Annotated in this window: 13 protein-coding genes; 4 read left to right on the plus strand and 9 right to left on the minus strand. The window is 34.2% G+C overall.

Features of this window, described 5'->3' with window-relative positions; translation table 11 throughout:
• Positions 1-88 precede the first annotated feature (88 nt).
• The 8 genes from qatD to JC605_RS18665 form a co-directional block, all read right to left on the minus strand.
• Positions 89-823 carry a Qat anti-phage system TatD family nuclease QatD gene (qatD, locus tag JC605_RS18630; protein WP_198857634.1) on the minus strand — a complete coding sequence of 245 codons (735 nt, stop codon included), beginning with the start codon at positions 821-823 and terminating at the stop codon, positions 89-91.
• A complete protein-coding gene (qatC, locus tag JC605_RS18635; protein WP_198857635.1) occupies positions 824-2,146 on the minus strand; it encodes a Qat anti-phage system QueC-like protein QatC in 1,323 nt (440 codons plus the stop codon). It abuts the gene before it with no gap.
• Positions 2,133-3,005 (minus strand): hypothetical protein, encoded by an 873-nt coding sequence (locus JC605_RS18640; protein WP_198857636.1) that lies wholly within the window; start codon positions 3,003-3,005, stop codon positions 2,133-2,135. The genes qatC and JC605_RS18640 overlap by 14 nt, the downstream gene beginning before the upstream one ends.
• Positions 3,005-4,885 carry a P-loop NTPase fold protein gene (locus JC605_RS18645; RefSeq protein ID WP_198857637.1) on the minus strand — a complete coding sequence of 627 codons (1,881 nt, stop codon included), beginning with the start codon at positions 4,883-4,885 and terminating at the stop codon, positions 3,005-3,007. Before JC605_RS18645 ends, JC605_RS18640 begins: the two co-directional genes overlap by 1 nt.
• 293 nt (positions 4,886-5,178) lie before the next feature.
• Positions 5,179-5,814, minus strand: coding sequence for a conjugal transfer protein TraD (locus tag JC605_RS18650; protein ID WP_198857638.1), 636 nt, complete (start codon positions 5,812-5,814; stop codon positions 5,179-5,181).
• 2 nt (positions 5,815-5,816) lie between these two features.
• Positions 5,817-6,170 carry a DUF3408 domain-containing protein gene (locus tag JC605_RS23775; protein WP_198857639.1) on the minus strand — a complete coding sequence of 118 codons (354 nt, stop codon included), beginning with the start codon at positions 6,168-6,170 and terminating at the stop codon, positions 5,817-5,819.
• Positions 6,091-6,504, minus strand: a complete 414-nt coding sequence (locus tag JC605_RS18660) for a DUF3408 domain-containing protein (protein ID WP_198857640.1) — start codon at positions 6,502-6,504, stop codon at positions 6,091-6,093. Before JC605_RS18660 ends, JC605_RS23775 begins: the two co-directional genes overlap by 80 nt.
• Positions 6,505-6,508: 4 nt before the next feature.
• Positions 6,509-7,276 (minus strand): ParA family protein, encoded by a 768-nt coding sequence (locus JC605_RS18665; protein WP_198857641.1) that lies wholly within the window; start codon positions 7,274-7,276, stop codon positions 6,509-6,511.
• Positions 7,277-8,030: 754 nt separating this feature from the next.
• Between JC605_RS18665 and mobA the strand changes: the two genes are divergently transcribed.
• The 4 genes from mobA (at position 8,031) to JC605_RS18685 (ending at position 12,280) form a co-directional block, all read left to right on the plus strand.
• A complete protein-coding gene (gene mobA, locus JC605_RS18670) occupies positions 8,031-8,468 on the plus strand; it encodes a conjugal transfer protein MobA (protein WP_198857689.1) in 438 nt (145 codons plus the stop codon).
• Position 8,469: 1 nt separating this feature from the next.
• Positions 8,470-9,759 carry a conjugal transfer protein MobB gene (mobB, locus tag JC605_RS18675; protein WP_198857642.1) on the plus strand — a complete coding sequence of 430 codons (1,290 nt, stop codon included), beginning with the start codon at positions 8,470-8,472 and terminating at the stop codon, positions 9,757-9,759.
• Positions 9,760-9,860: 101 nt separating this feature from the next.
• On the plus strand, positions 9,861-11,879 hold the full coding sequence (gene mobC, locus JC605_RS18680) for a conjugal transfer protein MobC (protein ID WP_198857643.1): 2,019 nt from the start codon (positions 9,861-9,863) through the stop codon (positions 11,877-11,879).
• 116 nt (positions 11,880-11,995) lie between these two features.
• Positions 11,996-12,280 carry a hypothetical protein gene (locus JC605_RS18685; RefSeq protein ID WP_198857644.1) on the plus strand — a complete coding sequence of 95 codons (285 nt, stop codon included), beginning with the start codon at positions 11,996-11,998 and terminating at the stop codon, positions 12,278-12,280.
• Between the two features lie 131 nt (positions 12,281-12,411).
• Here the strand turns inward: JC605_RS18685 and JC605_RS18690 are convergent, their stop codons facing one another.
• Positions 12,412-15,471: an ATP-binding protein gene (locus JC605_RS18690; RefSeq protein ID WP_198857645.1), complete on the minus strand. Its 3,060-nt coding sequence runs from the start codon at positions 15,469-15,471 to the stop codon at positions 12,412-12,414.
• Positions 15,472-15,729: the final 258 nt, after the last annotated feature.

A 15,729-nucleotide genomic window follows, 5' to 3' on the forward strand; every position in this document is an offset into this window, starting at 1 on the left:
TTTCAAAGGAGAAACGATGCAAGATCTTTAGAAAGGTAAAAATTTATCTCCCACCGAAAGTATAATTGTAGACTTCCTAAAGTTTGAGTTACACTTCCTTCAAATTACTTATTAATCTTCTGAAATTCATTTTAATATTATTTTGAACTTCATGAATAGGCATATTCCAGATTTTTGATAGATACTCAAATACTTCTTCAACTTCACCAGGAAATAAAGGCTGATCACCTTTATTAATAAAGGGTCCGTCAGTTTCCGTCAATATATTTTCCTTTGGTATTTTAGATACTATTTTTTGACCAGATATAGACTTTACCATGGCAGGATTAATAGAGAAATAATAACCTGCATCTGATATATTTCTAATTAAATTAAGCCCTCCTGAATACCAATGAAAAATTGCATTTTGAATTTTGTATTTAATTAATAATTCTAAAACTTCCTTTTCAGCCTTTCTCGAATGTATACTAAGTATTTTCTTTTTATCAAAAACCAACTTTAAAATTCGATTAAATGAAACTAGTTGAATATCTTTTGTTTCAATACCTTCTTTAGAAAAGTCTAATCCAATTTCACCTATATAAGAAGTTTTAGACAGGTATAATTCAAATTTTGAAAATTCATTTTTATGAAGAGTAGCATATAGAGGGTGCATCCCTAACGCTATTCTTACATGTTTTTTTGATTGAAAAAAAGGTAACCCCATCTCAAAGTGACTAGGTAAATTTGTCATCGAAAAAACAGTAATACCTTTATTTTCGCATATATCTAAAATGAGTTTAGGATTTTTATATAAATCAATATGACAATGAGTATCTAACATTTATAAACCGGATTTTGTTTTTATCAATGGGTTACCATTTTTGCTAATCCATTTAGATAATTCGATTCTTGTTTGCGTTACTACATCAACATATTTATTTAATTTATTGATATTCTTTATCCCATTAACTATTAATTCTGTTTTAATATCATCTTTGGTAATATTTTTTTTAAGAAAATCTAGACATATACCTACATCCTGTGATTTTTTTGTATTAAAAGGAATTAGAGAATTAATAGTATTTCCATAGTTAGTAAAGTCTTTTTGGTTAATTAATGATGCTTGTCTGTAAATACAGGGCATACAAACACCACAATGACTTGCAGTCAAATCTTGCCAGTGAGCTCTATGTCCTCTTTTTCCACATGAATTTGAAAATCCAATTATCTGTTTTAAAAATTTTAAGTCTTTGCAATTATCTACCATTTCACCTTTTGTCATAAATTCATAAGGGTTAGAAATGTTACTTATAATATTTAGTTTCTTTAAAACCAAATTGGTTTTGTCTAATACAAATGAATGGGTGGTTCTAGTACTACAAGAAGTTCGCCTTGAAGGACTCAAAGGATAATTTAGAGATACCGAACCATTTTCAGGTACAATAATTTCATTAACTTCCTTGCCTTGGGAAACTAAAAGAGCAATACCAATAAATAAAATTGAACGGCTTCTGAAGGTCGTTTCCCGTTTTGTGGTTGTTTGAGATAAAGTTACTTTAATAGAAGGCACGTGTTCAAAGAGCCCTGTGTATTTATCTTTTAATTTTTCTAACAAAACATTTTGATCACTTAAAGGACCTTTCATTTGAGGGTCATAGTGGGATGCTAAGAGGATTTTATCTTTAGGGTGTGTGCTTAAAAAATCAACTGCTCCTATCAAAGAATCTAAGCCTCCAGAAAAAAGATTTAATTGCTTATATTTTTCATCAAAATTAAGCGATAATGGAAACGCCGTATTTGTAAAATCAGATTTATAAAAATCAATATTCCAATAATCCCCTGTCAAAAAAGAAAAAAGTTCTTCCAAATCATTCTTGACATTATTCCAAACCTTAATTTCTGAAACAGGAAATGAGATATTTAGCTCTCTTGACCAACCATCAACCGAATGTTGTTTTCGATTTACAAACCGATCAATGCCATAAACTGAGCATGTTATAAAGAAGAAATCTCTAATTTCTGAATTCACAGAAATGGCGAATGGCAATAATGTTTTATAATCAACACTAACAGTAGAAGAGTCTCCTTTATCTTCTGTAAGTTTTATATTTAGAATTCCACTTTTCAAATCATACTTAGGAATTTCAACATTAATTTTTTTCATTGCAGATGACTTTAATTATGGAATCAAATATTTTCTCAATTTCTTTTTTCCCTTCAGCTTTATTCCAATCTATTTTTGATACAGCTCTTTGCATATTTAAAACTTTTACACGACCTAATATGTCATCTTTTATAATTTTAAAAGTTTCTTTGCTGACTTCCTCTCCTTTTTGCTGTTGTATTTTTTCTTCAAAACGTTGTGATAAATGTTCGAAAATGTAAAGTCCCCAAAATCTGCATAACGTATCCGCTAACCCCTGACCATCAACCAATTCCTTTATTAAATCCTGGTATTTTTTAACATCGTTATCCGATTGAGCTGCAATTTCTTTCATGATTTCACATGAAGCTTTATTAGCTGCAGTCTCATCCATTCCTTGGTTGGAGTCTGAACAATAAATTAATAAATAGTCAATTACATCATTAAACGATTTCCCTTGAAGTGAACCAAAACCAATTTCGGTTAAGGCTTTATCAAGACCATTATTTGCTACACTTGTAAAAAATCCAGTAAGTTTGCCCGCAGATTTTAATCCCGCCTTACCGATAGAAGATGATTTACCAGATGCAATAGCTTTGCGACCACCACCTGTTTTTACCAAATTTTTAAATACCGATCTAACATGTTCAGTTCTCCTTTCTAATATTTTTTTATACTGTTTAGAGTTATCACTTACTACGGGGTTTTTACTATCATCCTTTTCATCCTCGTTTTTATCCTTTTCATTATCTTTAGCTCCTTCATCATCAAGTTTTTTTTCCTGTTCTAAAGTTTTAGCTATTTGAGTAATTGAATTTGACAAATCCCCCCAATTGGGTTGATTAGTCACTCCTGGATTAATTCTTTGTGTAGTACCCATTACTTATCATTATTTATTGCTTTATAAATCTGACTTTCTTTTGTGAAAATCTTATATAATGTTTTAATCTCTGGATTTCTTGATTCGACTAGCTTATAATCATTGTGTAAATTAAACGGAATCTTATTATTATCAACCTTTTTGATAGTTCTTTTGTAAGCTTCAATAATGTTAGGACAATTTCCAGCAATCAACTCAATAAAGGCTTGATGTATTTCTGTTTTTTCAGGTGCTTTGGTAAGTTCTTTTTCGAGTAACGAAATCAGTGTCTCATAATCTCCTTCACTTAATTTGTCTTTAATTTCATTAGTAACAGTTCTTGTTAAAGCGGTACCAGAAACTGGTTCCATTAGTTTTTTGATTAACGACCTAATATGTGGGGATATTAATGAGCTGCCACTAATCGAGGTTGTTAATTGATCTCTGGTTATCCAATAGTAATCACGTAAATCTACATTTGTTAGTTTCGGTTCTGAATTTAACCATCTTAAAACTTTATCCGTACCCCATGCAGAAGTATATTCATCTTTAATTTCTTTTACTTTATTTTCACTTACTAAAACTTCTAAATCAATAATTTCTGCTGGTTCTCCTTTTTGAGATGACTGCCATTCATAAATTTGCCGAAATAAACTTTGTGATGAATATTCGAGTACCATTAACTTAGCTAAAATATCCATTTTAAAATCTGATATTTTAGCAACTCTGACAAGCCTATCCCTTAATGAATAGGTGTTTAAAAATCTTTTAATTTGTCGAGGATTTCCCTTTAAGCCTTCAGTTATAATAGGTGCTAAGGACGCTATAATTGATACACTCTTTGTCAGTTTATCCTTTTCATTAGGTTCTAAAATTGATTCCATATCTCCTAAACCAAATACGCCGTATCTATTATTCTCTCTTGATAGATAAAAAGCATCTAAGACTTTATTGAAATCGCTACCAAGCTCTTTTTGACAGAACAATAATGATAAATAGGTTTCCACTTCATTATCAGTTAATTTAGGCAGATAGTAAGGAACCTGTATTAGTTTCTCTAAATAATCACTAACAATCCTCTCATTTCGGCTTTCTATATCGGGAGAGTTTTCAATACCATCTGTTTTGTAACGTAGCTCTATTGCGTGTCTTACAATTCTTGGGTCTGCTCCAATAACGAAAGCAGTCTTATCAACATTTAAAAAGAGTTTAATAGCTTCTAGGTTTTCTATTAATCTATCAGGAGTACAACGATCTAAATCATCAATAATCACAACAAGCTTTTCTATCTTGGATTTATCAAGCATTTTTTTAAAATCGTCTCTGAATTCACGAACCATGGTAATTTCATCATCTTCATTTTTCTTGATGATACTGCTCAAAAAATTTTCTGCTTCATCGCCTTTTAACTTATTAGCTAATTCTGTAGGCTCTATTTGTGAAAACTCATTTAATAAATATGGTATTAATGAAACTCCTCCTGTAAGATATGCTGTTGCAGCAGGGATCGCAATTTTTTTAAAACCTAAACCCATTAAACGCATCCATTTAACAGACTTTAAAAGTTTTATGGTTTCATCCTTAACTTTTGAGCCTATGTTTTTATGCTTAGCAAATTTTTCAATAATTGATTCTAATAAAGCAGCTTTCGCATCATCATAACCTTCGAAAACCCAGCCATTAAAATACAAAACTAGAGTACCGTCATTAAATCCATCTTCACCATCTCCTATGAGCTCTTTTTCTACTATTTTAAGTATGCTAGATTTTCCACTTCCCCAATCTCCGAAAACGCCAATCGTTACAGGTAGTACATCATTGTCATTGATTACATCTACAATTAAATCTGCATGAATTTTAAAACCGAGTAAATCATCAGAGGTTTCATTATCTGCCCACATATATTAAAGAATATTAGTTGTTAAAAAATTATTCTAATCGTTTTTTTTTGTTTTGTAACAAATTCTGTCAGCTTAAAAAAAACAATTAAAAGTTTATAGAATAGTAAATATATAAATTTAACGGTTCTTATATTCTTTTGATTTAAGATAATTTAGTAAGTTTTTTCAGGATTTTGGAAAATAAAGTAAATATATTTTAAAAGTTGTTTTTGTAATTTACCGAGAAGTCAAAATTATTTTAAAACGAAGAAAAGAGCCAAAAGAGCTTGCCCCAAAAGCAGACAATCACTTTTTTACACAAAATCCCCAATGTCAAAATCATTCAAATCATTTTTCCGCAAAATGGAAGAACCGGAATTAGTTTCAAAAGAAAGGCTCCCGTCCAATAGCTCGGCTATCTTACGGGAAGCACTCTCCATGGAATTTTCCAGCAGGCTGAATAATTCGGTTCCTTGTATTTTCTGAACTATGCCAACTGCTGTTTCTTTTTGAGATGGCTCCAATTTTTCTTTTTGCAGCAACATCCCCACAGAGCTTAGTTCTTCAAAGGTCACTCCTTGGGCAAAACCGTCATTCGCACTGGATATTCCATAATTATTCCATTCTTCTTCCTCTTCCTCAAAATTAGGTATGTTACTGAAAACTTCGTCCAGCTCTTCTTTGCGGATTTGGATACTGACGTTTTCATTTTCGTCGTATTTAATGTCTAAATTATCAGGATTAATCTCTGTTTCTTGTATGTGGCTTTTAGTGGTGTTGATTGGCACGTAAAGACTTCTCATAGGGTTGGGTTGGCCCATAATATCAGGAAATGTTGGATTATTTTTTTTCTGTGGAGGCTTTCGCGCCATCCTTTTCTTGATAACAATTTTATCCTGTAATAACAGCGCAATAATTATTAGCAGGCATATCACAATTATTGTTTCCATAACTAAAGAATTGGTTTGTTGTGTTCATTGTAATAATCTATGATGTCTTCGCCAAATTCCCGGAAGTGATGTTCCATTATGTTGTCAATATAAGAATATAGCGTAATTTTTCCTTCTCTTGATAATTGGACAATGCGGAGCAGACGCTCGTGATACTCAGGACGCAGGTATACTACTTTTCCAGTTCGTCCTGCCGGAAATCGATTGACCATAAACAATCTTTGAAATTGTTCTTTACGGTTCTCATGGATTTTAATTTTTATCTTCATGGTTAGTTTATAAAATAGGTTTATATTTCTCATTAAAACTTTTGGTGATCTGTTCTCCAAATTCCTGAAAATGATGCTCCAGTACATTGTTTAGATAGGCATAAATCGCTATCTTATCCCCACCGATAACCTGAACGATCCGAGATAATTTTTCATGAAAATCTGGCTGGATATACACGGTTTTACCATCTCGGGCATTGGTATCAGTTTTCTTAAAAAAAATGGCCTCATAATCTGTGTCAGTTCCTCTTTTAATTTTTATACGTTCCTTTATAATCTTCTCGTGTACCGACTCTGGTAAAGGTTTATGTTCTTCAACCGGGGGCGTTAGTCCCTCTTTTTTAACGCCATCCGCCATTATATCCATCATTAGCGCTTCGTCAATATCAGGAGTGATTTTTTTCTTGTTATCTTTTTCCATAACTTTATAATTGAACAATGTTTAGAAATTCTGTCATAAACTGATCTAACCGGCAAGCCTTCATCAAGTGTTTGTCAGGAGGCATCAAAGTGGAGCGGAAAACAGACTTTGTATCGAGTTCGTTTTCTTTTCGGAAGCGCGTGCTGTTCATGATGCTGCACTGCATAAGACTAAATCCTAAATCATCGATAAGTTTGTTATAGATGTCATATAAAGATGAACGTTCCCTGCCATCTACCTCGTTCCAGAATAGATTAATGCTTTTAATGGACGTTTCTCCTTTTTTCATAATAACATCCCGCATTAACTGTGTAAAAATCAGGGTGCTTTCCATCACAAAACGATCAGCAGTAATAGGGGTAAAAATGTGATGCATCCCTGCCAAGGCTTTTAAAATTCCAGGTGTATTTACCGTTCCGGGAAGGTCAAAAAAGATAAAGTCTATTGGAACTTTTGAAGATTCTAAAAAATCATTTGCTGCCTCCAAAACGCCATCTGCTTTATGCTGGATGATTGGATAGGCTCTTTTGTTGATCGTGGTAAACTGTGCATATGCCATCCTTTTTAAAACCTCATTTTCCATGACCATTGCCAGGTCCCGGGTTTTCATTTTCATTAAGCTAAGTTGCGGAAAATCGGCATCGAATACTGCAACATTAAAACCCAAACGATAATGAAGTGTACTGGCAGCAAGTGTCGTGAACGTGCTTTTGCCAACACCTCCTTTTTGTGAAGAAAAGGCAATGAATACGGGTTTGTTTTCTGTTTTCATTTTTTACTGTTTTTAATTATTTATACTTATTTAACTATCTAGGTAATCAGACAGGTAATTTTCTATCTATTCCAGTACACGGGTAGTTTTGTGTCGACCTTAATACCTGATTACATTTATATTATTCTAATCAACTAACTTGATATAATAATACTGCTTCAGATAACGAGACGCCTAGTGAGATACTAATTCAATTACATCTGAGTATATATAGCCCAATCTGTAAGTGTGCAATTAGCGGGCTACTTTTCCTTATACTCATAGACACAGTTAGCAGCTTATATATATTTAAATCTCGGTATCTGTGTTGCTCTGTAACTAAATAGAGAAGTAATTCTGAAACTACTTGGCTATATTACTACCTACCTACATCTGCTTACTTGTACAAAGGAATATAGATATTTATGTGTTTTTATTACTGCGGTAGTCCTTGGCATTCAAAGTCAGTTTTTGGCACTGTAACATATTGCATTACTCTACTAAAGAGCACTTTACTTTGCAAAATGATTTTTATTAACTGACTTATGCAAAAGCAATATGACATAACTGGTAAAAAAGTGAACAGCCTGAAGCTGTTTTTCTCTGCTTCATTTAATCCATCCCGAAGGGTGGATTTTTGTGTTCACCAGAACACGGCAAGTTGTGTTTTGAGCATCTCGAAACGATTTCCGATGCTCAAAACAACTTGCCCTGCCGGGGGCTGGAAAACGCTCTCCGAAGTCGAGGTTTTTGCGTAGATTAAAATGGATTTATGATGAACGAGAATAACAGAAAACAGTCTAGAAAGATAGGACGCCGGCCTAAGAAAGACCCAGCGAAAATCCGATATACGATTTCTTTTAATGAACAGGACAATGCCCGTTTTCTTGCCCTATTTGATAATTCGGGCATGAAAGTAAAGGCCCATTTTATAACATCCTGCATCTTTGAAAAGACAATCAGAACTATGCAAATTGATAAAGGAACGGTTGATTTCTATATGCGACTGACTTCATTTCACAGCCAATTTCGCTCCGTAGGCGTAAACTATAATCAGATTGTAAAGATGCTGTACAAGAATTTTTCCGAGAAAAAAGCTGCGACGTTCCTGTACAAACTTGAAAAACAAACAGCTGAAATGGCCGTACTATGCCAAAAAATCATTCAGATAACCGAAGAGTTTGAAGCAAAATACCTGAAAAAGCACCTTTGAAATGATAGCAAAAATCGGAAGAAGTGGAAATTTATATGGAGCATTGGCATACAATCAGCTCAAAGTGGAGAATGAAAACGGGCAGATTTTATTTGGTAATAAGATGATTGAAACCGCGAGCGGTCATTATTCCGTTGCACAATTAGCGCAATCTTTTGCTCCTTATCTCATTGCTAACCGCAATACAGAGAAACATACCTTGCATATCTCACTCAATCCCGATCCGAAAGATAAGGTAAGTGATGACAGGTACAGGGAAATGGCAGAAGCATATATGCAGGAGATGGGTTACGGACAGCAACCCTTTGTGGTGTTCAAACATACTGATATTGACCGTAGCCATATTCATATTGTATCGGTTTGTGTTAATGAAGACGGCAAAAAGATTTCGGATAGTTTTGAGAAAATGCGCTCTATGAATGTGTGCCGTGAACTGGAAAGAAAACATGGATTGATACCCGCAACGGATAAAGAGCATAAACACGTCGAAAAGGTTCTCCGTCCAGTAGATTATCGGGCAGGCGATGTTAAAACTCAGATAGCTTCAGTAGTGCGTCACCTGCCAAACTATTATCAATACCAAACTCTTGGAGAATATAACGCTTTGCTTTCTCTTTTTAACATTACCACCGAAAAAGTGCAAGGAGAGCTGAAGGGAAAAATGCAACAGGGTTTATTATATATTCCTTTAAATGCAAAAGGCGAAAGAGCCGGACATCCGTTCAAGGCTTCTTTATTCGGAAAGAATGCCGGACTGCCTACTTTGGGATTTCATTATGCGAAATGCAAAGAAACTTTAAAAGACCACCCTGCAAAGCCAAACATTAAAGCTGCCGTTAACATTGCCCTAAAATCAACAAGGGATGAGCAGTCTTTTAAAAAACAGCTAGGCGAACAAGGAATTAATGTCGTAGTACTTAGAAACGATACAGGGCGTATTTACGGAATCACCTTTATAGATCATAATTCTAAAACCGTGTGGAATGGTTCACGATTGGGGAAAGAGCTTTCTGCCAATACTTTTAATGATTACTGGAACAATAATATAGCTCCTGAAATTAAAGAGCCAATTAAACTACAATCGAAAATATCCGCACCAAATGATGCAGATCTTCCTGCGGAAGAACCTCATCATTTGTTCGACTTTCTGCATACTTCTGATAAACACCAAGGCGGTTTAATTGAAGCTTTAGGCGGATTATTGCCCGAAACCAACGGCGAAGATTACCAGGAACAGGATTTCGCCAACAGAATGAAGAAGAAAAGAAACCGCCAAAGAGGTCAGAAATAGAAATCAGCCAAACACTACCTTGCGCAGCCATTGACCTTAAGATTCTTATAGCCAAGCTGCACAGCCTTTAAATTCACGCCCGAACATTAAAAATTAAAATAATGCAGGGAGAAGATGATTTAAGAGGACTTGCCAAAATTATGGCTTTTATGCGGGCAGTAAGTATTCTTTTGGTACTGATGCACCTTTATTGGTTTTGCTACGGTTACTTTATAGATCATGGCTGGACTTTAGAGGTAATCAACAAAATATTAGACAATTTTCAGCGTACCGCAGGATTGTTTTCGCGTACTTTTTATACAAAAGCATTTGCCTTGGTATTATTGGCGTTAAGCTGCTTGGGTTCAAAGGGAGTTAAACACCAGAAGATTACCTGGACTAAAATTTATATTGCTTTGGCGATTGGGTTTGTCCTTTTTTTCCTGAACACACCTTTATTAAAGCTATCAGTAACTACCGCAACAATTCTTTATATCCTCACCACTGGTTTAGGATATATTGCTTTAATGGTTGCCGGAGTCTGGATGAGCCGATTGCTTTGTAACAATCTCATGGACGATGTTTTCAACAACGAGAACGAAAGTTTTATGCAGGAAACTACATTGATGGAAAACGAATATTCTGTCAATCTTCCCACGAAGTTTTATTACAAGGGAAAATGGAACAAAGGCTGGATTAATATAGTCAATCCTTTTCGGGCAACGATTGTCTTAGGTACACCCGGTTCGGGAAAATCGTATGCAATCGTAAACAATTACATCAAACAGCAGATTGAGAAAGGTTTTAGTATGTACATCTACGATTTCAAATTTGATGATCTTTCTACAATTGCCTACAATCATTTATTGAAGCATCGGGACAAGTACAAAGTACAGCCCAAATTCTACGTGATAAACTTTGACGACCCACGCAGGAGCCATCGTTGCAATCCTCTTAATCCCGATTTCATGACAGATATCTCGGATGCTTATGAAGCGGCATATACGATAATGCTGAACCTCAACAGGTCGTGGATACAGAAGCAAGGCGATTTCTTCGTCGAAAGCCCGATTATCCTTTTGGCAGCCATAATATGGTATCTGAAAATCTATGATGACGGTAAGTACTGTACATTCCCACACGCTATAGAACTCTTGAATAAAAAATATTCAGACGTATTTACCATTTTAACCTCATATCCCGATTTGGAAAACTATTTGTCGCCTTTTATGGATGCATGGCAGGGAGGCGCACAAGACCAATTACAGGGGCAGATTGCATCTGCAAAAATTCCTCTTTCAAGAATGATTTCACCACAGCTTTATTGGGTGATGACCGGAGATGATTTTTCATTGGACATCAATAATCCAAAAGAACCAAAGATACTCTGTGTAGGTAATAATCCTGACCGACAGAACATTTATTCTGCTGCATTGGGTTTATATAATTCGCGTATTGTGAAACTCATCAATAAAAAAGGGCAATTAAAAAGTTCAGTTATCATAGATGAGCTACCTACAATATACTTTAGAGGATTGGATAATCTCATTGCCACTGCCCGAAGCAATAAGGTTGCGGTATGTTTGGGATTTCAGGATTTTTCACAATTGAACCGAGATTATGGGGACAAGGAAAGCAAGGTCATCCAAAATACGGTGGGTAATATTTTCAGCGGTCAGGTTGTTGGTGAAACGGCCAAAAATCTTTCGGAACGTTTTGGAAAAATACTGCAGAAAAGACAGAGTTTATCGATCAACCGTAATGATACTTCTACCTCAATTTCCACGCAATTGGACAGTCTCATTCCTGCATCTAAAATCTCTACATTGACCCAAGGTATTTTTGTGGGTGCAGTATCTGATAATTTTGATGAACGCATCCAGCAGAAAATCTTTCATGCTGAAATTGTTGTAGACAATGATAAGGTTGTATCTGAAACTAAATCTTATCAAAAGATACCTGATATTTTATCCTTTACAGATGCAAAAGGCGAAAACACAATGAAGCAGGAAATTGAAGCCAATTACAAACAGATAAAGCAGGACATTGTTTTGGTTATCGAATCCGAATTGGAACGAATCAAAAATGACCCCGACCTACAACATTTAGTACAAAAAGATAATCGCAAAAAAGATGCATAAATTTTAAATATTGCAATTTTTCATTTGAATAAACTTAGCTAATTATGGTTTTCCGTAATAACATGACAATTTTATTGACTTAATTTGATTATAAACTAATATTAAATTTAATAAAAATGGGATTAATTACAAAAAATGAACTTGTTTACACTGACTATTCGTGGACTGTCCTGAACGGAGACAACCCTAAAATTACAGGAGCGCCCGACAGTACTTTATTAAACAGAAGCGAAGGATACGAAATGTTATATTTCGTAAATGCTTTTTCTGAGATTCACAACTTTAAAAATAAGGTTTCGGCATTAAAAGCTGAAAGATTAATCAAAGAAAAAGTACCGGCAAATATTCATAGTCAAGAAAACATTAAACTTTGGCTTGAACAAAACTGGAGTGAAAATTAATTTTAAAAGCCATAAAAGCAAAACGCATTTTGTGAATAGTACAAAATGCGTTTTTAAATTACATGATTTTCTGTCTTTTCTTAATCCTGCTAGAGAAGATGTTTTTTCATGATATTGTTTTCAAGAAATTACTATTTTAATATTTTAGCCATTGTACTAAAATAATTACAGGAAGACCAAAGTTTTTTATTTCCGATGACATAAAATCTTTTTTTAGCCCTTGTGAGCGCCACATTCAGCATATTCGGTTTTTGTGACGCCCAATTTCTTGCACCCAATGATTTTGGGTCACTGCCTAAAATAAGAAACACAATGTCAGCTTCTTTTCCTTGGAAAGTGTGGATAGTTCCACAGGATACTTTCAGTTGTTTTCTAAATAGGTCACTACAATATGAAGCTACTGATTTAAAAGGTGAAATCACATAAATTTCTCCTTCATATCCTGTATTTCTTAATTCTGCAATCTTTAGATTTAAAAGCTCAACTTCTTCTATTATGACATGCTTATTGATTAATGTAGGGGCTGTGCTGACATCAAACCACCCAGATGGGCCAATGTATGTTCCTGCAGAGTTTCCAGCAACCGCTTTTACCATTTGATTGCTGTACGCTATTTCGTTTGCAATAGAAAACATAGGATCATCGCAACGCCTATGGGTTCTTAAAGGAAATCCTGTCCAAATTTTTTGATCAGTATCACCTATGTTCATATAAGTTCCGGAAAGAGAAATCCTATCGGCTAATTGCTGTACTGATGTTCTGTAGGGAGACCAATCAACCGAAACAGAATGTTCTTTTCTTAATTTTGTTACTAATTTTTCAGGCATTGTTACTACAGGCTCAACCTGTAAAGGATCCCCGACAATAACACAGCGTTTGGCACGATAAATTAATCCTGCTGCCGATTGTGGCGTGGCTTGTCCTGCTTCATCTATAAGTAGCCATCCTACTTGCTGAGGACTGGTATTTGGGAAAAGTCGGCTAGCTGATGCTAAGGTGGTGGAAGCTACGGGCACGCATAGAAAGAAGGTATCCCATAAATTCTGTGCAATTGACACGTCTACTTTGACACGTCCAGATGTCATATCAAAATAGGCTTTTAAGTTGTTTTTAATATTCTTGGCATTGGCTAAAATAGCATCATGATGCAAACGTAAAGCGGCTATAAATATATCGCTTCTGAGTTTGGCTATTTTAGGAGAATGATAAGGATTTAAAAGGTGGACACTTGTCAATCCTTTTTGATAAAACACAGTATCAAGGAGATTTTCTGGATCAATTTCGTACTTATCTGTTAATTTATCTTGAAGTTTTTTATATTGCGCAAAAAATTTAATCAATAATAATATAGCATCCTGAGATTCAAGCTGTTCAGTCACAAGAAGCTGAGTCTCTTTTTTATTTTTATCTATTTGTCTCCTTATTTCTTCTAATTCAGCATTAATAGATTTAAGATCAGTCATAATCTTTTCTGCTTCGATTTTCCATTTTTTAAAATCATTAGTTCTAAATAATTTTTGAAAGAAGAAAAAAGAAGGTTTGCATTGGGTATGCAAATGCAATATTGATGAAACCCTTTCTGCATCCTTTTTGATTTCATTTTCTTTTTCAGCAAAAGTTTGTTTTTCTTCAGATAATAGAGATAATTTTTTTTCTATTTTTTTTAATTGGACTCTTAAAAGTGTATCTTTTTTTTCGTTTTGAATAAAGGTCGGAAACTGGTTATGAAATGTGCTGGCCATTTTTTTGAATTCTTCAAAATCATGGAGCAGGGATTTAAATTTTTCATTTTGATGCTCAAATGATATGCGATGAATATCCGTTTGATCGTTTTTATCATCTTTATAAACTTCATAGAGCAAGTCTTCAAATCCTATAATGCCCTTGTCTTTTTCCGACAGCCAGAAAGCATTTCTAAAAGTGTTTCTGTTCTTTGAATTTCCCAAAGCGGCACCAAGTACTCCCCAACTCTCATTGTCAATAAGTGTTGTGGCACACTGAGAAAAATAATCTGCATCAGGAAAAGAAACAGTGTCTATTTTGCCTTTCAAGGGTAATTCTTTACTGATATTTTCAACCGCTGCATTATTATTGCTCGCTACTACGATACCGAAATTTTTCTGGAGCGAAGGCACGAGATTGTAAGTATGGTATGTGAATTTTTCTTCTTCAATCCTTACATACCTTTCCCTTCCTTTTAGAAATAAATTGTCACAGCCTAACTCAGAGATTATCTTAGCCCTATCTACAATAATTTCTGCAATTACATCCAACAACAGGGTTGTTTTTCCAGTACCAGGCGGGCCATTTACCCCTTGGAGTCCATCGGCATTTCGTAAATTGGAAAATATAGTGTTTACCGCTCCTGTTTGTGCAGCATACAATCCATATTCTATATTAGACGGCCATCTTCCCGCTGTTAAGTGAGTTGGATTAAATGTATCGAAAAAATAATCTTTGTTTTGAATTAAATCCTTGCGTTTAGTTAGCACCGGTTCTAATGTGAGATATTGCTGCAGTGTGGTACTAATTTCTTTTTCTTTAATATCAGATAAATAATTTAAGTCATCCAAATAAAAACTATTTAAAAAACTGGAATTTGGTTCACTGTCTTTTGGAACTTCTTCTTTTAATACATAAATTTTAATATCCTCTTTCCACCATTTGCTGAGTTGCTTCAGATAACTGATTTCGCTATTCAAATAGTTCCAATACACTACATCTCCTTTGACTGGCAGATCGTTCTCAGGAATATCATCAGGTATATTATATCGCTCTAAAAAATCTGTTCTTGCCTGTTCTAGATATTGAGTAACCAGAGAAAGATTCTTTTTGTTTTCTAAAGCCTTAATGCCAAATGTATAGCTTGCTGTAACATAACTGTCTTGATAAGGACGACCTTCTTCATCTAAAATCAATGCAGAAAGACAGGTAAACCCTTGTATTGGTTCTTCCCAATCATTTGCATTTTCAATTTTGAGTAAAGTATTAAGATGGTTAAGAATTAACTTCTTCTCGATTTTTCCAAAAATCAATGTGTAACGCCATTTGTAATTTTTCTTAAATGGACTTGCTTTATGCTGCCAAGGCAGTATATCTCCATCGTTTATCAGTGCGGCATCCTTATTAAAATCAGGAAGGTTAAATATTTCGACATCCCTCCAGAATTGCAGTATATCTTGTTTTTTCAATTTTATTTCTGTTATTTAATCTTTATTTCCAATATTACTTGCCATATTTAATTTTGCATTAGTAATAAGGCTTAATCATTTCTTGGTCCTATTCAATTTAGAACTGAATATGAATTTGACTAATATACATTTTTTATAATAAAAAAACTACAAGCACAAATAATTCATTTCTACCCTTAAGCTAATCAACTTAAGTTCTTGAAATTATAAAAATAAATTTAAAATAGATGATGGGCAATGGTTGGGAAAATGCTAAAT

The sequence above is a fragment of the Flavobacterium sp. IB48 genome, assembly GCF_016405855.1.
In the GTDB taxonomy this organism is placed as follows: Bacteria; Bacteroidota; Bacteroidia; order Flavobacteriales; family Flavobacteriaceae; genus Flavobacterium; species Flavobacterium ginsengisoli.